This is a genomic window from Chryseotalea sp. (genome assembly GCF_057350905.1).
The window spans coordinates 558,801-579,924 of record NZ_JBMRCF010000001.1 but is presented as its reverse complement, the minus strand read 5'-3'; the positions used below and the strand labels follow the sequence as shown (position 1 = coordinate 579,924).

Annotated in this window: 12 protein-coding genes; 7 read left to right on the top strand and 5 right to left on the bottom strand. The window is 40.5% G+C overall.

Translation table 11 applies throughout. The features are described from left to right. The first annotated feature begins 9 nt into the window (after window positions 1-9). The 3 genes from ACO1XM_RS02560 (at window position 10) to ACO1XM_RS02550 (ending at window position 6,472) form a co-directional block, all read left to right on the top strand. Window positions 10-1,893: an amidophosphoribosyltransferase gene (locus ACO1XM_RS02560; RefSeq protein WP_486225542.1), complete on the top strand. Its 1,884-nt coding sequence runs from the start codon at window positions 10-12 to the stop codon at window positions 1,891-1,893. A gap of 117 nt (window positions 1,894-2,010) precedes the next feature. Then, window positions 2,011-5,085 carry a SusC/RagA family TonB-linked outer membrane protein gene (locus tag ACO1XM_RS02555; RefSeq protein WP_486225541.1) on the top strand — a complete coding sequence of 1,025 codons (3,075 nt, stop codon included), beginning with the start codon at window positions 2,011-2,013 and terminating at the stop codon, window positions 5,083-5,085. Window positions 5,086-5,104: 19 nt separating this feature from the next. Next, the gene (locus ACO1XM_RS02550; protein WP_486225540.1) at window positions 5,105-6,472 is read left to right on the top strand and encodes a RagB/SusD family nutrient uptake outer membrane protein; all 1,368 of its coding nucleotides are present in this window, start codon (window positions 5,105-5,107) and stop codon (window positions 6,470-6,472) included. Between the two features lie 73 nt (window positions 6,473-6,545). On the opposite strand, the gene ACO1XM_RS02545 is transcribed toward ACO1XM_RS02550, so the two are convergent. Beyond that, window positions 6,546-7,301, bottom strand: coding sequence for an XRE family transcriptional regulator (locus tag ACO1XM_RS02545; RefSeq protein WP_486225539.1), 756 nt, complete (start codon window positions 7,299-7,301; stop codon window positions 6,546-6,548). A 73-nt stretch (window positions 7,302-7,374) separates the two neighbouring features. Here ACO1XM_RS02545 and dinB point away from each other — a divergent pair, with 73 nt between their 5' ends. From dinB to ACO1XM_RS02525, 4 genes are all read left to right on the top strand, one after another. Continuing rightward, window positions 7,375-8,583 (top strand): DNA polymerase IV, encoded by a 1,209-nt coding sequence (gene dinB / locus ACO1XM_RS02540; RefSeq protein WP_486225538.1) that lies wholly within the window; start codon window positions 7,375-7,377, stop codon window positions 8,581-8,583. A gap of 201 nt (window positions 8,584-8,784) precedes the next feature. Continuing rightward, a complete protein-coding gene (locus ACO1XM_RS02535) occupies window positions 8,785-9,348 on the top strand; it encodes a transposase (protein ID WP_486225537.1) in 564 nt (187 codons plus the stop codon). A gap of 158 nt (window positions 9,349-9,506) precedes the next feature. Beyond that, window positions 9,507-10,046 (top strand): 2'-5' RNA ligase family protein, encoded by a 540-nt coding sequence (locus tag ACO1XM_RS02530; protein WP_486225536.1) that lies wholly within the window; start codon window positions 9,507-9,509, stop codon window positions 10,044-10,046. A 13-nt stretch (window positions 10,047-10,059) separates the two neighbouring features. Next, window positions 10,060-13,131: a DNA polymerase III subunit alpha gene (locus ACO1XM_RS02525; protein ID WP_486225535.1), complete on the top strand. Its 3,072-nt coding sequence runs from the start codon at window positions 10,060-10,062 to the stop codon at window positions 13,129-13,131. A gap of 57 nt (window positions 13,132-13,188) precedes the next feature. On the opposite strand, the gene ACO1XM_RS02520 is transcribed toward ACO1XM_RS02525, so the two are convergent. The 4 genes from ACO1XM_RS02520 to alaS all read right to left on the bottom strand — a co-directional run bounded on the left by ACO1XM_RS02520 (window position 13,189) and on the right by alaS (window position 21,109). Then, complete coding sequence (locus ACO1XM_RS02520; RefSeq protein WP_486225534.1) at window positions 13,189-15,333, bottom strand: TPR end-of-group domain-containing protein; 2,145 nt, start codon at window positions 15,331-15,333, stop codon at window positions 13,189-13,191. A 414-nt stretch (window positions 15,334-15,747) separates the two neighbouring features. Continuing rightward, entirely contained in the window at window positions 15,748-16,890 is a 1,143-nt protein-coding gene (locus ACO1XM_RS02515) for a TlpA family protein disulfide reductase (protein ID WP_486225533.1), read from the bottom strand. Beyond that, on the bottom strand, window positions 16,887-18,350 hold the full coding sequence (gatB, locus tag ACO1XM_RS02510; RefSeq protein WP_486226528.1) for an Asp-tRNA(Asn)/Glu-tRNA(Gln) amidotransferase subunit GatB: 1,464 nt from the start codon (window positions 18,348-18,350) through the stop codon (window positions 16,887-16,889). The genes ACO1XM_RS02515 and gatB overlap by 4 nt, the downstream gene beginning before the upstream one ends. Before the next feature lie 110 nt (window positions 18,351-18,460). After that, window positions 18,461-21,109, bottom strand: coding sequence for an alanine--tRNA ligase (alaS, locus tag ACO1XM_RS02505; protein ID WP_486225532.1), 2,649 nt, complete (start codon window positions 21,107-21,109; stop codon window positions 18,461-18,463). Between the last annotated feature and the right edge of the window lie 15 nt (window positions 21,110-21,124).

Here is a 21,124-nt window from a genome sequence, read left to right as displayed (position 1 = left end):
GCTCCAATCATGACTGACGAAATCCTTCACGAATGTGGCATTGCCATGGTTCGCCTGCGTAAGCCACTTTCTTATTACGTAGAAAAGTACGGCCCAACCTACGCGATGAATAAAATGTATGTGCTGATGGAAAAGCAGCACAACCGAGGTCAGGACGGAGCCGGTATTGCCAACATTAAAATTGACGTAGATTCAGGACACAGGTACATCAGTCGCTACCGTTCAATTAAACAGCAGCCCGTGGCTGACCTTTTTAAAAAAATAGGTAAGAAATTCAGAAAAGCACAAAAACTCGGAAAAGACAGATTTAAAGACGAGCAGTGGCTTAAAGAAAATGTGGCCTTTACCGGAGAACTTTGGTTAGGCCACCTTCGCTACGGCACACATGGTCGCAATAGTATTGAAAACGTTCACCCCTTCTTACGCCAGAACAACTGGAGAAGCCGTAACCTGGTCATGGCCGGCAACTTCAACATGACCAATGTTGATGAACTCTTTGATATTCTGGTAGGTCTCGGTCAGCATCCTAAAGAGAAAGTAGACACCGTAACCGTGATGGAAAAAATCGGTCACTTCCTGGATGAAGAAGTACAAAGTCTTTTCGAAAAGTATAAAGATCAATTTTCGAATAAAGAGATTTCCGAAATTATAGAAAACGAAATTGAAATAGCCCGTGTACTCAGACGCGCCTGTAAAGATTTCGATGGCGGCTATGCCATGGCTGGTATGACTGGTTCAGGTTCTTCATTCGTGGTACGCGATCCCAATGGTATTCGCCCTGCTTATTTTTATGCCGATGATGAGATCGTTGTCGTTGCTTCTGAAAAGCCAGCTATTAAAACTGCATTTAACATTGACTATAACCAGATTGAAGAGATTAAGCCCGGGCATGCCCTAATCGTTACTAAAAGTGGCGAGTATGAGCAGCATCAGATTATTCAGCCGGGAGAAAAAGCATCCTGCAGTTTCGAGCGTATTTATTTCTCACGCGGTAACGATCCCGATATCTACAGAGAGCGTAAACAGCTTGGCAAATTATTGGTACCTCAGGTATTGAAAGCCATCAACTTCGATTTAAAAAATACTGTCTTCTCTTACATTCCCAACACAGCCGAAACAGCCTTTTATGGCATGATGGCCGGTGTAGAAGAATATCTGATCCAAAAACAGAAAGAAGTATTGCTGGAAGGAAAGCCAACCATGGATGATGCCGAAGATATCCTCTCTTTCAGGCCACGCATTGAGAAAATTGTTATTAAAGATGCCAAGCTTCGCACCTTTATTACCGATGATGAGCACCGTGATGATCTTGTATCGCATGTGTATGACACTACTTATGAAGTAATTCGTAAAGGCGTTGATACGCTTGTGGTCATTGACGACTCTATTGTAAGAGGCACAACCCTGGAGAAAAGCATTCTGAAAATGCTGGATCGCTTAGAGCCCAAGAAAATTGTAGTCGTATCGTCTTGTCCACAAATACGCTACCCCGATTGCTATGGCATTGATATGAGCAAGATGGGCGAGTTTGTTGCCTTCCGCGCCATGCGCGAGCTTCTAAAAGATAATGGCAAAGATTATATGTTGGACGAAGTTTATGAAAGATGCCAGGCAGCCAAAGGCCATGAGCAGCACAAAAACTTTATACAAACCCTGTACAATCAATACAGCGATGAAGAAATCTCTGCAAAGATCACCGACATTGTAAGACCTGTTGGTATGAGAGCAGATTTAGAAGTTGTTTTTCAAACAGTTGATAATCTTCATAAGGCCATTCCTAACCACAAAGGCGATTGGTACTTTACGGGTAACTACCCCACTGCGGGTGGTATGCGTGTTGTCAACAAGTCCTTCATCAATTACCTCGATGGTAAACTAGTGCGGGCTTACTAACCAATCTTTAGGTACTATTTCCTCATTTAGCAAAATTTAATTGATCTATAAAGTGATATAAGTAGAAGATTTTACTGCTTTTTATTACTTTACAGCATCAAACTAAACCTAAAATTTATGAGGAAAATTCTACTCTTAGTGGGATTGTTCATGTCGTTAACCCTGACATTGAGCGCCCAAGAACGAACTGTTTCCGGAAAAGTGACCTCTTCTGAAGATGGCACTGCTTTACCGGGTGTAAACGTTGTCATTAAAGGAACAACTGTGGGAACCGTAACAGATGTTGAGGGTAACTACAAATTAAGTGTTCCTTCTGGCGGATCACCATCCTTAGTGTTCTCTTTCATCGGTCTAAATACAACTGAGGTAGCCATTGGCGAACGAAATGTTGTTGATGTATCTCTGGGATTAGATGTAACACAACTTAACGAAGTAGTTGTAGTTGGTTATGGTACGCAGCTAAAACAAGACCTTACTGGTAATATTTCCAAAATCAATGGCGATGCTATCCAGAATTTGTCGGTTACCACTTTCGAGCAGGCCATGCAAGGAAGATCTGCAGGTGTATTAGTTACATCTCAAAATGGTAAACTGGCACAAGGTATGAATATCCGAATTCGTGGTTCATCTTCAATCAGTGCAGGTAATGAACCACTCTATGTTGTTGATGGTATGATTGTGAATGCCGACAACTTATCTAGTAATGGTGCTGCAACAAATGCTTTAGCAGATCTTAATGCAAATGATATTGCATCACTTGAGATTTTGAAAGATGCTGCTGCTTCAGCCATTTATGGAGCACGTGCTGCAAACGGTGTTGTACTTATTACAACAAAAAGAGGTAAAGCAGGTAAAACTAACTTTACTGCAAACTATCAGTTTGGAACAAGTAAGCCAACAAGAAACAGAGAGTTTCTTAATTCAGAGCAGTACGTTGAGTTAATGCGTGAATCTGCATACAACAATGACTTACGTGATGGTTTTGATCCCATTAACAACCCTGCTGACTACCCTAACTCATGGTTAGAATTCTGGGAAGGTTATATGGATTACCTTGGTGGGCATACTGACTGGAGAACCTTAGAAACAAATACAGACTGGGAAAAGGAAGCTTACCAAAAAGCTAACTTCACCTCTTTCGACTTCACAGCCAGCGGTGGTAGTGATAAGACTACCTTCTATTTCGGTGGTGGTTATACTGATCAGGATGGTATTTTAATTGGAAATGCCTTCAAAAGAATTTCAGGTCGCTTAAATCTTGATCATAAGGCAACCGATAAACTTAGTTTTGGATTAAACGTAAACATTGCCAACTCTATCAACAATCGTTTATCTGCCGACAATGCTTTCTCAACCCCGTTACAGCTTGTGGCTCAGGCACCCATTACTCCAGTAAGAGATGCTGATGGAAATTTATACGACAATGTATTAAATCCTGCAATGTCTTATTACCCTGCTACAGTGGAATTAGTTAACTCAAACTTTGTTACCTCTGTATTTCGCAATATTATCTCTACAAATGCTTCATACAAGATCACTAAAGATCTCAAACTTGTGGGAGAATATGGTTTCGATTTACTAACGCAAAATGACGATCGTTACCAAAATGAATTTACAGAAGATGCAAGAGCAGTTGGCGGATATGGTCAATCAAGATGGACACAGGTATTCAATTCTACTGCCCGTGCTTTACTGATTCTCGACAAGAATATTGATAAGCATAGTATCAGCGCAACTTTTGGAACTGAATTACTCCAAAAGTCAATAGATGTTACTGATGCACAAGCACAAGGTTTTCCATTACCTGAATTGAAAAAATTAACCTCTGCTGCAGAGCCCGTAATTACAACTTCTACACTTACAGAAGAATCTTTCACATCATTCTATGCAAGAGCAAACTATAAGTTTAATGAGAAGTACTTATTCAGCTTAAGTGGACGTGCCGATGGTTCATCCAAATTTGGTCCTGAAAACCGTTATGGCTTTTTCCCTGCTGCATCTGCTGGCTGGATTATGTCTCAGGAAGGTTTTATGTCATCCATTACACCCATCAGCTTCTTTAAGTTGAGAGCTAGCTATGGTTTAACAGGTAATGCTGCTATTCCTGACTATCGTTACATTGCTCAATATACAGGTATTGCATATGGTGGTGAATCAGGTCTTCAACCTAGTCAAATTCCTAATCCGGAACTTCGTTGGGAAAAAACAGCCCAGTTAGATATTGGTGTTGATTTTGGTTTCTTCAACGATAAGTTGACTGGTGAAATCGATTATTATAATAAACAGACCAGTGATCTATTGTTAAATACACCAGTTAATGCAACCAGCGGATTTACAACGCAGTTCAGAAATGTTGGTGAATTAGAAAACAAAGGACTTGAATTTGTTTTAAACTATACAGTTATTAAAACATCAGATCTTTCTGTAACAGTTGGTGGTAATTATGCTGCAAACAAAAACAAGATCCTAAAGCTAAACGATGGTCAGGATCAGATCGGTCCAACAGGTTCTCGCTTCCTCAATGCCGTTAAAGTAGGTGAGCCTATTGGTGTATTCTTCGGCCGCGAATATGCAGGCGTAGACCCTGCAAATGGTGATGCCTTATGGTATGTAAATGGAGAGAACACAGGATCGGCTACAACAAACAGCTTCAATGCAGCCAATGCTGTGGTACTGGGCAATCCTAACCCAACCTCTATCTATGGCTTTAATACTAATGTAAACTTTAAAGGATTAGAGCTATCAGTTTTGTTCCAAGGTGTTGCTGGTAACAAGGTGTTTGATGGTGCTGGAAGTTTTATGTCTGCTAACGGAAGATATGAAGATAACTCCACGGTTGATCAATTAAGAAGATGGCAAAACCCTGGTGATATCACAGATATTCCGCAAGCCAGATTATATGCTAATAACGGTGCTCAATCGTCAAGCAGATTTTTATATGATGCTTCATATCTCAGATTGAAAACGCTAACACTTGCTTACAACATTCCTGCTTCTGCAATCAGCAGATTGAAGTTATCAAGTGCGCGCCTATACGTTACCGGCCAGAACTTATTGACCTTTACAGATTACAGGGGATGGGATCCTGAGGTTAACACAGACTTTAACGCTGGAAACGTAAATCTGGGTAACGACTTCTACGCTGCTCCTCAGGCTAAAACATTCACAGTAGGTGTTAAAGTTGGTTTCTAAATATTTAAACTGATTGACCATGATATTTAATAATAACTATAAAAAGATATTCTTGGCAGCTATGGTAGTTTTTACTTCAGCATGCGAGGATAAACTAGAGCTTACTGATCCTAACAATACAGGTGATGAGATCGCTTTAGTAAATGATACAAACGTTAAGCGAACACTGATAGGTGCTTATAATAATCTATCGGTAGGTGCTTACTTTGGAGGTAATACACTTAGAAACAGTGAATTAATGGCTGCCAACGATGAAATTGTCTTCTCTGGTACATTTAATGATGTATCCGATTTATATAGAAAGGAGATGATCACTGCCAATACAGATGTTACAAACATGTGGATTGCGGCTTATGCAACCATCAATACTGTGAACAACGTACTCAGTGCGTTAGATGTTGTTGATGAAGAGGATCGTGATCAGGTAGAGGGCGAAGCATTGTTCTTAAGAGGATTATCTTACTTTGAGCTGGTTCAGTTCTTTGCATTACCATATTCTGCGGGTAGTACCTCCAGCAATTTAGGTGTTCCGCTTATGTTGACAGAAAATCGTAATAGTACAGATCCTATTGGCAGATCAACTGTTCAGCAAGTCTATGATCAAATCGTTACTGATCTGACTAGTGCAGAGGCTAAACTGGAATCCGGACCTTCATCCGGTAAGGCTACAGCAGAAGCTGCTGCTGCTGTTTTATCACGTGTTTACTTACAAATGGCAAACTACGCTGCTGCACGCGATGCTGCAAACAGAGTTATCACGTCAGGAAACTACACGTTGGTTGGTGATTATGAAGACTGTTTCAATGGAACCAGCACTGTCGAAGATATCTTTGATATACCCGTAAGCAGCGTTGATGGTATTAACAACATGGTAACCTTCTTTGCCGCTGGTGTTTTTGGTGGCCGTGGGGATATCGAAGTGCAGAATAGTCATCTGGCACTCTATGAAGCTGGTGACGATAGAGAAGCACTTTTTTATGTGGATCCAAGTACTGGTGAAACCAGAACCGGAAAATGGACAGATCCATTTGGAAATGTAAAAATGATCCGCTTAGCTGAAATGTATCTGACAAGAGCTGAATGTAACGAACGTCTGGCAACATCAACTGGAGATACTCCACTTAATGATGTTAACTTAATTCGTGACAGAGCCGGCTTAGGTGCTTTAGGTGCTGTAACGCTAGCCGATATTTTAAATGAAAGGAAATTAGAACTTGCCTTTGAAGGTCAGCGGTTACATGATGTTAAGAGATTACAAGAATCTGTTGCTTTAGGAGCTACTACATTCCTTTACAACGCAAACTTGATGGTCTTTCCTATTCCTCAACGCGAGATAGATGTTAATGATGCCTTAACTAATCAACAAAATCCAGGTTACGGCAACTAATCTTATCAGCATACATAAAACAGAAAACCCCGTGCAAGCGGGGTTTTTTGTTTTCAAACATAGCTATGGCAAACTATTTCTTTTTATGAAGCGCAACCAGTTGCAAAGCCAACTGATCCGCCAGGGGTGATGTTGATTGTATACTGTCAGGTAATGATTTAGTGTAGAAGGAATGCACCAACCAAAGCTCCATTACTTCAGCAGCTTTTATAGTATAGGGTTCATAAGCTCTGTTGTCTGATACTAACAACAAAGTGTCCTTGTGTTCTTTAAATTGAAACACACGTTTAAAAACAATGCCGTCCTGTTTGGTCACCAATATGTAAGACTTCCCGTTTTTCAGATCTTGCAGTGATTCTACATACTCACCAAAAACAATACTCCCTGGTTGTATGGGTAACATTGACTCTCCTTGTATTTCAAATGCACGGTGTGTTCGGTTACGCGGTAATACCGGCAAACTAATCTTCGGCAACTCACTGATATATTCCGGATCCTGATAACCTGATAAATATCCAGCCGCTGCCTTTTGAGGTATCAATTCTATATTTTCTCTATCATTACTATCAACCGTAATAGCTAACACTTCTCGTTTAGCAGCTTGCTTCTTCTTTTGTGTTGGTTTACTCAAATCGTCCTGTACCAAAGCGTCTAAACTGAGATCAAACAGGGTGGCTATGCGCATCAGGGTAAAAAGCGGGGGTACTGCCCGCTCCTCTTCATAAGCACCCACTACTGGTTGTTTTACATCCAGCTGATCAGCCAATTCCTTTTGGGTCCAGCCACGCTGTTGCCTCAGGTAACGAAGGTTCTTATTAACAAACGACATGCTGCAAAGTAATACTAAATATTTTAGTTTTGCAACATAACATTTTACTAATTTATTTAGTTAATGTTGCAGTATGGATCGGAACATCATTCACATGGATTTGGACGCTTTTTTTGTAGCCGTAGAATGCCGCAAAAACCCGTCTTTGAAGGGTAAACCGCTTATTGTAGGCGGACAAAGTCGCAGGGGTGTAGTGGCAGCCTGCAGTTATGAGGCGCGTGCCTTTGGTGTGCATTCTGCTATGCCCATGTACCTGGCCATGCAGCTCTGCCCGGAGGCTACTATTATTTCCGGTGATATGGAAGCCTACAGTCAGATGTCGCACGAGGTGACAGAAATTATCGCTTACCACGCTCCCCTATTCGAAAAAGCATCTATTGATGAGTTTTATATCGATGCCAGTGGTATGGATAAATTTTTTGGTGCTTTTAAATGGGCGTTAGAATTACAGCAGCAGATTATTAAAGAAAGTGCACTTCCTATTTCATTAGGCATGTCTGTCAATAAGCTGGTGTCTAAAGTAGCCACAGCAGAATTTAAACCCTATGCACAAAAGCATATTGTGTCTGGTGACGAGCAAAACTTCCTCGCCCCGCTTGCTGTCGATAAACTGCCTATGGTGGGCAAGCAAACTGCCACCTTTTTATACGATATGGGGGTGCGCACAGTGGCTACGTTGCGCGATATGCCACTAAAATTTTTAGTAAGTGCCTTTGGCAAAAATGGTGTAAGCCTCTGGAATAAAGCCCACGGTATTGACGATACACCTGTTGTACCCCACAGTGAACAAAAATCCATTTCTACTGAATCGACCTTTGAAGAAGACACCATTGACGTTAAAAAACTGAAATCGATCCTGATTGCCATGGTTGAAAAGGTGGCTTTTCAGTTGCGTGAACAAAAGAAGCTCACGGCTTGCATCACTGTAAAAATAAGGTATTCCAACTTCGATACAGAAACCAAACAAGTACACATTCCTTACACTTCTTCCGATCATGTGATTTTGCGTGTAGTGCAAGAGTTGTTTGATAAACTTTATAATCGAAGAATGTTGATTCGTTTAGTGGGTATCCGGCTAAGCAACCTGGTACACGGCAATCACCAGATCAATTTATTTGATGATACCGAACAAGATATTAACCTGTATGAAGAGATGGATTACATCAAACACAAATACGGAGTTGAAAAATTAGTAAGAGCTACTACACTGGATGTGAACAAACGCGTGCGTATGGAAATGAATATGTTTAAAGGAAAAGTAAGGAAGAATCTGGTTAATTAGGATCTCCAAACCACCCTGGTCTGTGTCCTCACAGACCAGAATAATTGAAAAACAAATCTAACGCTGAGTCTAATTGAAAAACAAATCCCTAACCCTGGTCTGTGTCCTCACAGACCAGAATAATTGAAAAACGAATCTAACGCTGAGTCTGACTGACACAGAACCAAAGCACAAAATATTAACCTTCATTCCTTTATAAAAATGGAAGATCGAAATTTAAAATACGATACAAGAAACTCCAGAATGGATTTGAATAGCGTCTATTTTTGGACAGACACTATAAAAGAATGGAGATGTCTATTCACCAAAGACAGCTTTAAACAAGTAATTATCGACTGCTTGAACAATCTTATCCTTAGAAAAAAAATATTGGTTTATGGATTCGTAATTATGCCCAATCATATTCATCTCATTTGGGAAATGCTTGAGCTGAATGGTAAAGAAATGCCTCATGCCAGTTTTAACAAATTTACTAGTCATCAGTTTCTAGCGTTACTAAGGAAAGAAAATAGTAAAGAACTCAATCAATATCACGAAAACGATATGGAACGTAAGCATCGGTTTTGGCAGCGCGATCCTTTAGCCATACACCTGGACGGAAAGGTAAAAGCAGAACAGAAATTAGAATATATACATCTGAACCCGCTGCACGAAAAATGGAATTTAGTAATCAAACCTGAAGACTACAGGTGGTCTTCAGCTAAATTCTATGAAACTGGTGAAGATGAATTCGGGATTTTAACTGACTACAGAGAACGATTTTGATTTTTTTCAGGCCAGAATCTGGTACCTAAACTGTACCCCATGTCCGCAACCATTCCGGTCTGTGAGGACACAGACCAGGGAGAGCAGGCTATAAAAAAATAAATTGACACAAATTGTCACACGATACAAATACCTTCGTAACAACAAAACAAGAGACTATGAATACTTCACATACATCATTCAGCGAAAAATCGAAAGAACTTCTCTTCGTACTAACGCCACCAACTCCCTTACAGGAAACGGTTAGTCACTTTAAGAAAGATGCTGAAAGCCTGGTTGGTTATCCGTACAAGAGTCGCTATGCCAAAGCACACATCACCCTGGGTTATTGTATTACTGATCAACCTTTAAAGCTCATCTGGTCTATTGCCGATAAAATGCAGGCACACGCCCCCTTTCATGTTCATATAAAAGATTGTCGTCCCTTATTGCATGGCGAAAACAGAAGCATTTGTCTGGATGTTGCCAATAAGTCTACCGTTACAGACATTACCGATAACTTATCGGAACTGACTGAAACCACAGATACGCCTCACCTTACCATTGCCCGAAACCTTCCTTATGAAGACTTTGCCAAAGCATGGCCGTATTTTCAGAACATTCATTACAGCAACAACTTCATTTGCGATCGGATTACTGTACTGGAGCGTGCCGGAAACCGCTGGATTCCTTATGAGCAAATTCCTTTAGCCGGCTGATGAATTCCAACGTATGTACCTCAATTGCCACACGGCTTACAGCTTTAAATATGGAACACTTCAAATAGAAGACCTGTTCAATGAAGCCAGGCGATGTGGTGTACATAAACTCATACTGACTGAAATAAATAACACAGCATCGTACATTGAGATGCTTCGCTGTTGCGAAAAGAACATGCCATCCAAAAATGGTTTAACCAAATTCGGACAAGAACCCTATTCACTGGAAATTGGTATTGGTGTTGAATTCAGAAAAGAAGGTGAACTGCTTTACATTGCACTGGCACGCAATAACAATGGCTTCGAACAAATCAATCGTCATCTGTCTCGGTATAACCGCGGGGAAGTAAATCTGCTTTCAAGAGCGCCCGAACTGCCTGATACTTTCATTCTTTATCCACTGGGGAAAATCGAACCCGACTTATTGCGCAAGCACGAATTTATAACCGTGCGTAAATCACAACTGAATGCCTATAAGCTTCATGCTAATAGAAAAGAATTTTCCCACAAATTTGTTTTACACCATCCAGTAACATTCAGACCACCCATTACAGAGCAACATGGAAAAACAAAAAAAGTAAACTACCGTGATCATAACATCCATCGGCTATTACGCGCCATTGCCTGTAATACACTACTGAGTAAACTCGATGAACACGCACAAGCAGACAAAGACGAGTACATGCTACCCGAAGCTGAGCTGCTTAAAAATTTTGAACAATTCCCCGATTTAATAGCCAATACACAAAGACTACTCAACAAATGCTCTATCGACTTTAATCTCGGAGAAGACAAAAACAAAAAAATTATTACCGATAATAAGAAAAATGACATTGCGTATTTGCGGGAAGAAACCAAAAAGGGATATCAACGAATTTATGGCAATGATCAACACATCTGGCAAGAACGTATTGAGAAAGAATTGTCCATTATAGAGCGTAAAAATTTTACAGCATACTACCTGATCAGCTACGACCTGATCAATTTTGCCAAACGACAAGGTTATGATTTTGTTGGACGTGGCAGTGGTGCCAACAGCACGGTAGCGTATTGCCTGGGCATTACCAACGTAGACCCTATCGAGCTTGATTTATACTTCGAGCGTTTTTTAAATGAAGAACGCTCCTCCCCGCCTGATTTCGACATCGACTTCTCCTGGGATAATCGCGATGCCATTTATCAATATATCTTTTCAACCTATGGTGAAGACCATGTTTGCTTACTCGGTACCCATACCACCTACCAAAGAAAATCCATTATCCGAGAATTAGGCAAAGTATTCGGTTTACCTAAAGAGGAGATTGATGAGATTGTAGAATTTCCGGAAGCTAACAGAAAGAGAGATCAGATACGCGAACTGATTTTTAAGTATGCTGAATACATGAAGGACCTGCCGGCCAACATTTCTATTCATGCTGGTGGTGTCCTGATTACTGAGAAGCCTATTTATGCCTATACCGCTACCGAACTACCACCCAAAGGTTTACCAGTCTCGCATTTCGAAATGCACAGTGCCGAAGATTTTGGCATCTATAAGTTTGATATTTTAAGTCAGCGTGGTCTTGGTCATATAAAGGAAACGGCTAAGCATGTAAAGAAGAATCAGGGAATTGATGTAGATGTACATCAATTCAGAAAATTTAAAGACGATGAAAAAATAAAAGACCTGCTCCGCAACAGTAAGGCTATGGGTTGCTTCTACGTTGAATCACCGGCTATGCGCATGTTGCTGGGTAAATTACAGTGCGAAGATTATTTGACACTGGTAGCTGCCAGCTCTATCATACGCCCGGGTGTTGCCAGTTCCGGTATGATGAAGGCCTACATTGAGCGTTACCATACAGTGAAAAATGGTGGTACTTATGAAGCCATTCACCCAAAAATGGATGAGTTAATGCGCGAGACCTATGGCGTGATGGTTTATCAGGAAGATGTTATTAAAGTAGCACATCACTTTGCGGGACTTACGTTAACAGAGGCCGATGTATTGCGCAGAGGCATGTCAGGTAAGTATCGTTCGCGTGAAGAGTTTCAGCGGGTGCGTGATCAGTTTTTTCAGAATTGCACAAAGCGTGGTTATGAACAAAAAGTAACTGATCGCGTCTGGTTTGAAATAGAAAGTTTTTCTGGTTACTCCTTTGCTAAAGGGCACTCTGCCAGCTATGCAGTAGAGAGTTATCAAAGCCTGTACTTGAAAGCACATTATCCCCTTGAGTTCATGGTGGGTGTGATCAATAACTTTGGTGGTTTTTACAGCACTGAATTTTATTTTCATGAAGCCCGTATGAACGGTGCTACCATACAGGCGCCTTGTCTTAACAACAGCAACCACCTGACTAGTATACAGGGCAAAACCATTTTTATAGGTTTTATTCATATTAAAAGCCTGGAGCAAAAAATAGCAAAAGCCATCGAAGCAAACCGACAAATACATGGCGCTTACACAAGTCTGGATAATTTTTTACAACGCACACCAGGCATAGGACTCGAGCAGGTAAGAATTCTCATACGTATAGGTGCGTTCCGGTTTACCGGAAAAAATAAGCAACGTCTGCTGTGGGAAGCCATGCTCTACCTGAGTAATTCAAAAAGTAAACTACCCAGTACAGAAGTACTTTTTGATACTGAACCGAAAGACTTTCCGCTGCCACCTTTGTTGCGCAGCGACCATGAAGATGCTTTCGATGAAATCGAGTTATTAGGTTTTCCGCTGTGCGATCCTTTTGAGCTGCTCCCTAACAAAAATTTAGGTGATACACTGGCAAAAGAATTAACTGGTAAAATAAATAAACAAGTGAGCATTATCGGATATGTAGTTACTACAAAACCAACCAGTACCACCAAAGGAGATGCCATGAGCTTTGGTACTTTCTATGATGCTGAAGGAAATGTTTTTGATACAGTACATTTTCCTAACGTACATAAAGCTTATCCTATGCGTGGCCGGGGCTTTTATTTAATAAAAGGAAAAGTAACAGTCGACTTCGGTGTATACATGATTGAAGTACAACAACTTGAAAAACTATCCATGATTCACAAAAGGCCGGAAAAGGTATACCAGGAAGTTGAATCGAATACGCACTGATCAAAACTGTGAATACAGGAATTTTCTGAGGGCGATTTTATACCTGCATAATTGCCCCTAATAAATCGACTGGAAGCGCTGATCTTTTACAACATTAGCGAACATAGGTGCATTCTTCATCTCTTCAATCATAGCAGCGTACCCATCGTAGTTATTCTTTTTAGCAAGGTCGATACATTCAATAGCAGCGTCTACATTATTCATTTCAGCATAAAGGCACGCTGCGTTAAAGTAAATGGCAGGATTCTTTGGACCGAATGGAAGACATTTTGCTAGAAAAAGATTATTCAATTCGTAGTTGACAGGAAGTCCGGTATTATCCTTTTGAAGCACATATAATGCATTGCAGTAAGGTGATAAATCATTAACGGTTTGCCTGGGTTCTAAATCCATTTGTAAAACCAACTTAAATAATGTAATTGATTGCTTATAATTTTTCGCTTTCAAGAGTAGATAGGCCTTAGATGCTAATTGCTCCACAAGTGAAATCATCCATTTACGTGATAACAACTCATCACTAAACTCTTCGAGCAACGGCAGATAACGTTCATGTGTAATTGCCGGAACCAGTACGCTGAAATCCCCTTGCTTCATGGCATTTAAAAAGTCTTCACGGTAGTGTTCATTCGACTTTTGAGTAAGCTCGTGCAAAAAATTATCTAATTCATAAAATAATGATTCTGTCAGCACCGGTGCTTGTTGGTCTAAATTAAGTAACGCTTGAAAGTTTGCTAAACTTCCAAAGGGTGGATTTCGGTTTTCCCTCCACCATAACTTCCAATGCTCTGGCGAGCTCTTGAGAAGATCAACAGCAATGGGACTGTTTTTCATAATCACTTCCTGATCCCAACGTTGCTCAAACTGCTTTAGTAGTGCTGTGGTCAGGTTCGGATTATACGATAATAATTCCCAATTCCAATTAGCTGAGTAGCGTTCCAATATCTCTGAAGTGATCATTAGCCCCTTATTATAGCTGAGACGATCCCAGCCGGAAGATCCTGTATGATCAGGTTCCGAAGTAATTTTGGCTAATAGATAATTATGACTATGCCAGGGGAAAAATTCGTTACTAGCAAGTAAGTTTAAATCAATTTTATTAAGACAATGGTTAAACGTATCAGCGTTCAGTGTGTTCCACTGATTAAATTTCAATGCAAATTGTTGCCAGTCAATGTAATGCTTATCAGTACTGGCTTCCTTATTGATCAGGAACTTAATAAAGTCAGGTGAGAATCGAACACATTCTAAGTGAATTGTCCAATACTCATGTTCTTGCAGAACTACATAATCATATGAGACACTGCGTTCCTCCTCAATTAACTTTTGAAATTGAATATGAATTGTATCACAGCATGCCTGAAATAACGCAGGTGTCCACAGTATCGATGGATTTATTATCAGGCCATCCACATCGACCAGATCGCCAGCTTCATTATGCAGGGGACTAACCCAGCGTAGTTGTTCTTTGAAATAAATCAGTGTTTCTACATCCCATTGTCGATAACGATTGGCGGAGAGTAAACCCCAATGAATATGATCGCGGAATTTCTCAATCATACCAATAGTCCAGGGAATAGATTTGTTATAGCTGATATTTCGCCAGTTCCAACGGTGTCCGTAGACTTCAATAAATCCTTCATTCCATGGAAGTGCATTATTATCGCTAAGCGCTTCCCAGTTAAGGCCTTCTTCATGCTTTTTAATAAACGCTTCTGACCATGGAAAACCTTCATAGCTACTGAACAATGACCAGTTCAGATTTTTCCAATTCTCAAACACATTTTCAGCCCATTCTACTGATTGACCAGTTAACGCTGGCATGAAGGCATACTCACTGAATAAATTTTTTTGATGCCATTCATTCCAATGAAAAAAACAAAGCTCAATCATAGAACGATCATTGACAATCCTGCTTTGCCATCCCAAATGATACCAACTCCATCGATTAGCAAATCTGCGAAGCAAAGATGCTGACCATGGAAGTGATTCATTACTGCTTAAACCACGATACTCCCAGTGCCACTGGTCTTCAAATTTTTCGACTAATTTTTCGTTCCACTTAATAGAAGTGTTTCTACTGAGTAGTTTCCAGTCCCATATGTCCGGATATTCACTTAATAGGTATTCGTTGATTGGATAGTACAACGAAAAACCATTAATAAATTCTCTAGGATGTCTGCGTACGATCTCTTTCAACAACATGGCATGTTTTAGTGGTTAGAGTTATATATCTCGATGCTAGTCTTATATCCTTAAGAGTATTGTGCTAAAATCTTAAACAATCATGTATAAAAATAAAATTCTAAGTTCAAATGATATTTCAATAAGTCCCATCACAGGAGTTAGCCAATAATCTTCCACTGGTTGTTGATCAACATTTAGGCTTTTACTTTTCAGTTTAACTACTGTACGAAAAGTTAGACATTGTGCTTTAGTATGAAGTGGATCTATAGAAAATTTGATTATGCACTATAATAAAAAAGCTCCTGATTTTTTTATCAGGAGCTTCATTAGCCTTTATATTCAGCGGCTCAGTTACTAGACATTATTCTTAGTTATCGAAGTACTTACTGAGTTAAGGGTGTCCAGTTCAAATTTCAGTAATCAAGTTTTAAACTATTTGCCCAAAACCTCTTCCAGCTTTTGCTCAAGCGCAGCACCGCGCAAATTTTTGGCAATAATCTTTCCTTCTTTATCTAACAACAACGAATAAGGAATGCCTTGTATATCGTAGGTCTTTGCTGCTTCTGACTGAAAATATTTAAGATCGGATACGTGTGTCCACGTTAAGCCATCTTGTTCAATGGCCTGTATCCAGTCTTCTTTAGTGCGATCTAATGAAACGCCAAACACCGTAAAGCCTTTGCTTTTAAAGCGGTTAAATGCTTTTACTACGTTAGGATTTTCTCTACGACAAGGACCACACCATTTTGCCCAAAAATCAACCAACACATATTGACCGCGTAAAGAACTTAACTTAACCACCTGCCCTTCTGGATTAGGTAAAGCGATTTCCGGTGCTTCCTGACCAATGGCCAGCTTCTTAAGCTTATCAACTTTTTCAATAAATGTTTTAGCGTGGCTATAGCTGCCCCAATTTGTGCGCAACTTATCTGCTACTGAAAGATAGAGATCAAAGTGCTCATCTGCATCTAAAGAATTATTTTGTAGTAAGTTAACAACAGCCAATGATGGCTCCTGTGCTTTCAGATAAGCCGCTACTTTATCGTTATTGGCCTTAGCCAGTTTCATGTAGGTCTGTTGCAATTCCAATATCTTTTCCTGATTACCAGCACGTTGTGCCACTGCAAACTCTTCATTCAACTTGGCAACTTCAGGCATGGTCTCTACAGTGCGCAACATCTTTTGTGCAGTCGAGATAATATCCATATCTCTTGAACCTGTTATCTCAGAGAAACCCTGTGGACTATTGCCATCTACGTTAACTTCAATATCATTTTTATCTACTATTAAATTAATAACCTGTGTATTGTAAAAGTTAATGCGATAATAACCTGGTTCTGTTAGTTTCAACTTCTTAACAAAAGTATAATTGCTTTTTAACTTGATGGTATCTTCCCAAGCTGAAGAAGTATTACTTTTTAATTCCTGAATAACAATCTGGCCTTGTTGTGGAAAACCAACTTTGCCCTTAATGGTTACATACCAGCTTCCATTATCCTCACTTTCTGTAGAGGCAGATGAACACGAGATCAATACAACAAAACTCAGAACAGCAATCTTTAATAAATTTTTCATAGTGCTTCTAATTTCTTTGATAATAATTCGCTGGCCATTTTAGGGTCGGCTTTACCCTTACTCTTCTTCATTACTTCGCCCATAAACATGGCGAGTATTCCCTTCTTACCACTTTTATATTCTGCCACCTTCTGCGGATAACTGTTGATTACTTCTTCAATCACCTGCATCAGACCTCCTGTATCATTTTCCTGCAACACATTCAATTGCTGTGCCACTTCCAATGCGCTTTTCCCTTGTTTTTCTACCAATACAGGAAATACCTGTTGCGAGGCTATTGAGAAACTAAGTTTTCCCTCTTCAACCAAATTAATTAATTCAGCAATTATAACAGGACGTACCGGAATTTCCGAAACCTTATTTGTTAACGTTTTTAAATAAGCTTTTACCGGACCCATCATCCAGTTAGAGGCTGCTTTATAATGCTTGGTTTGCTTACAAAGTTCCTCAAAATAAAGGGCTATTTCTTTGGAATCGGTTAGCACCTGTGCATCATACTGTGGTAATCCATATAACTCGGTGAATTTCTTCTGCAAATCGTAAGCCATTAAAGGCAGGCTCGACATAATACTATTCAGCCATTCTTCCGAAACAATAACCGGACTTAAATCAGGATCAGGAAAATAACGGTAGTCATTCAGCTCCTCCTTGGCACGCATACCGTAGGTCTTACCTGAAACAATATCAAACATCCGCGTTTCAGAGATAATGCTATTACCCCTTTCTACCTCTTCTATTTGTCGCTCAATCTCAAAATCTATTGCTTTTTGCACATAGCGAATTGAGTTCATGTTCTTGATCTCCACTTTCTTGCCAAAGGCCTGCGCATCTTTAAGCATAATGGAGATGTTAGCATCACAGCGCAAGGAGCCTTCCTCCATGTTACCATCGCAGATGTCGAGGTAACGAACGCGTTGTCTGACTTCTGTTAAAAAAGCAGCGGCCTCCTCTGATGTGCTCAGTACAGGTTCTGTTACAATTTCAATGAGTGGTGTACCTGCCCTGTTCAAATCTACCAGACTAAACGTGCTATCCTGGTCGTGAATGAGTTTACCGGCATCTTCCTCTAAATGAATGCGGTTAAGTTTAATATCTTTTTGTGCTCCGTTTTTTAAAGTAATAGGGACATAACCACCTATGCAGATAGGTGTTCTGTCTTGCGTAAGTTGATAGCCTTTCGGCAGATCAGGATAAAAGTAGTTTTTACGATCGAAGATGTTGTAACGCGAAATCTTCGATTGACAAACCAAACCCATTTTAATGGCGTACTCCAGTGCTTTCTTATTCAGCTTGGGTAAGGTGCCAGGATGTGCCAGGTTAACTACACTGATATTTGTATTGGGGGAATCACCAAAGGATACAGATTCGCTGCTAAAGATTTTAGAAACGGTGCTAAGCTGTGCATGCACCTCCAATCCTATGACAACTTTGTATTTATCTCTGATTGATTCTTTCAACATCATTTCATTTAATCAACCCCGTGATCCAACCCATGGTCTGTGTCCTCACAGACCATATGTTTTCGATCCGTGGAAACACAGACGGAGGAATGCCTAACAAAAAAACTTTATTACTTAATCATTCCCTTTGCTTTCACCAACACAGCATCAAGGCCTGCTAAATTTTTACCCCCGGCTGTTGCATAGAATGGCTGACCACCACCTCCACCATCAATTTCTTTGGCTAACTCTTTTACCATATTACCGGCATGATACGCTTTAGTTTCTGCCAACTGCTCCCCTACCATTACGCAAACTTGTGGTTTACCCTCTACCTCAACAGCCAACACCAGTAGCAAATCATTAAACTGATTACGCAAGGCATAGGCAACATTCTTCACCGCATCTGCATTGGGCAAAGAAATTTTATCCATGATGAGTGTCTTATCGCCCTGCTTCACGGCTTTCGTCACCAATACATCCTTTACCTGGTTGGCTTTCTCCTGGTTAAATACTTCCAGTTTTTTCTCCAAGGCCTGCTTCTCCTCTGCCAGGGCTTTAACTGCTGCGGATAAATCTTTAGGATTTTTCAGCATGTTGCGTATTTCATCCAACAAGGAAACTTCATTGCGCACATAGGCTTCTGCTTCATCGGCTGTAATGGCCTCAATTCTGCGTACCCCTGCTGCTACTGAACTCTCAGATATTATTTTAAATAAACCAATGTGACCCGTAGCCCTTACGTGGGTTCCTCCGCAAAGTTCCACAGAGAATTTCGGATCGAAGGTGATAACGCGTACAAAGTCGCCATACTTCTCCCCGAACAAGGCCATAGCGCCCAGTGTCTTGGCTTGCTCGATAGGTACATTGCGTTTCTCATCCAGTGCAATATTCTCGCGTACTTTCTGGTTTACAATATCTTCTACCTTCTGAATTTCTTCAGGTGTCATGGCTGCGAAGTGTGAAAAGTCGAAGCGTAACAATTTATCGTTTACCAAAGAACCTTTTTGCTCTACATGCTTGCCCAGTACCTGACGCAAAGCCGCGTGTAATAAGTGCGTGGCCGAGTGGTTGTTCATGCTTTGTCTGCGCTTGTCGCGTTGCACTACTGCATGGAAAGAAGCAGTTAAGCTCTCCGGCAATTTATCAGAGAAATGAACAATGAGCTCATTTTCTTTTTTTGTATCAACAATAAAAATTTTCTCGTTAGCGGATTCTATAAAGCCTGTATCACCTACCTGGCCACCGCTTTCAGCATAGAAAGGTGTTTTGTTAAACACTAATTGAAACTGTTCTTTATTTTTTTGTTTGATGATGCGGTACTTCACCAGCTTCACCTCTTCTTCAAGGGAATCATAACCAGTGAATTCAGTTTTCACATCATCACCAACACTCATCCAGTCACCCGTTTCTTTAGAAGCTGCTGCCTTCGAACGATCCTTCTGTTTTTTCATTTCTGCTTCGAAGCCTTTTTCATCTACTGAAAAAGCCCTCTCTCTAGCTATTAAAGATGTAAGATCCAAAGGGAATCCAAAAGTATCATATAAAGTGAAAGCAATTTCACCTGGAATAACATCTTCCAAATAGTATTTACCTTCAAGTGCCTTTTCAACTCCGCGCTTGGTGAAAATATCCTCGAGCATTAATATCCCCTTCTCCAAGGTCCTCAAAAAAGAAGACTCCTCTTCAAAAATCACCTTGCTTACATAATCTTCCTGGGCTTTCAATTCGCCAAATACATCTTTTAATTGGTTAGCCAATACCGGTACCAATTTGTAAATGAATGGCTCTTTGAAATTGAGGAAAGTAAATCCGTAGCGCACAGCTCTTCTCAGAATTCGTCTGATCACATAACCAGCTCCTGTGTTAGACGGCAACTGACCATCGCATATAGCAAAGGATACTGCGCGCACATGGTCTGCCATTACGCGCATGGCAATGTCTGTCTTCTCGTTTGCCTTATATTTTACATTAGCCGCCTCACCAATGAAAGTGATCAGCGGTTGAAATACATCGGTATCGTAGTTAGAGGTTTTGCCTTGGATGGCCATACACAAACGCTCGAAACCCATACCGGTATCCACATGTTGTGCGGGTAATTTTTCTAAGGATCCATCAGCTTTACGGTTGAATTCCATGAACACGAGGTTCCAGATTTCTACTACCTGTGGATGATCATTATTTACCAGTGTTTTACCTGGCACTTTCTTCACTTCTTCCTCACTACGCAAGTCAACGTGTATTTCTGAGCAAGGGCCGCAGGGGCCACTCTCACCCATTTCCCAGAAATTATCTTTCTTACTACCATGTAAAATACGGTCTTCATCGATGAAAGCTTTCCACAAGGCCTTTGCTTCCTCATCTACAGGCAGATTATCGCCTTTATCGCCTCCAAATACGGTCACATACAGGCGATCTTTCGGCAGTTTGTATTCTTCTGTCAGTAATTCCCAGGCCCAGGCAATAGCATCTTTCTTAAAGTAATCGCCAAAACTCCAGTTGCCCAGCATTTCGAACATGGTATGGTGGTAGGTATCAATACCCACCTCTTCCAGGTCGTTATGCTTACCACTTACGCGCAAGCATTTCTGCGTGTCGGCCACGCGGCTGCTCTTGGGTGTGGCATTGCCCAAAAAGCAATCCTTAAACTGCACCATACCGGAGTTGGTGAATAACAAGGTTGGGTCATTTTTTAGCACCAATGGCGCAGAAGGCACGATTTGATGGCCTTTTTTCTCAAAAAACTCTAAAAACTTCCTGCGTATTGAACCCGAATCCATATTAAAAAACTTGTA

Bases quoted from the DNA above. Each gene is read 5' to 3' on its own strand.
- ACO1XM_RS02535 (WP_486225537.1), top strand. From the start codon at position 8,785: ATGGAAGATCGAAATTTAAAATACGATACAAGAAACTCCAGAATGGAT.
- ACO1XM_RS02555 (WP_486225541.1), top strand. From the start codon at position 2,011: ATGAGGAAAATTCTACTCTTAGTGGGATTGTTCATGTCGTTAACCCTG.
- ACO1XM_RS02530 (WP_486225536.1), top strand. From the start codon at position 9,507: ATGAATACTTCACATACATCATTCAGCGAAAAATCGAAAGAACTTCTC.
- ACO1XM_RS02515 (WP_486225533.1), bottom strand. From the start codon at position 16,890: ATGAAAAATTTATTAAAGATTGCTGTTCTGAGTTTTGTTGTATTGATC.
- ACO1XM_RS02520 (WP_486225534.1), bottom strand. From the start codon at position 15,333: ATGTTGTTGAAAGAGATCGTACGCAGACATCCTAGAGAATTTATTAAT.
- ACO1XM_RS02560 (WP_486225542.1), top strand. From the start codon at position 10: ATGACTGACGAAATCCTTCACGAATGTGGCATTGCCATGGTTCGCCTG.
- ACO1XM_RS02525 (WP_486225535.1), top strand. From the start codon at position 10,060: ATGTACCTCAATTGCCACACGGCTTACAGCTTTAAATATGGAACACTT.
- alaS (WP_486225532.1), bottom strand. From the start codon at position 21,109: ATGGATTCGGGTTCAATACGCAGGAAGTTTTTAGAGTTTTTTGAGAAA.
- gatB (WP_486226528.1), bottom strand. From the start codon at position 18,350: ATGTTGAAAGAATCAATCAGAGATAAATACAAAGTTGTCATAGGATTG.
- ACO1XM_RS02550 (WP_486225540.1), top strand. From the start codon at position 5,105: ATGATATTTAATAATAACTATAAAAAGATATTCTTGGCAGCTATGGTA.
- dinB (WP_486225538.1), top strand. From the start codon at position 7,375: ATGGATCGGAACATCATTCACATGGATTTGGACGCTTTTTTTGTAGCC.
- ACO1XM_RS02545 (WP_486225539.1), bottom strand. From the start codon at position 7,301: ATGTCGTTTGTTAATAAGAACCTTCGTTACCTGAGGCAACAGCGTGGC.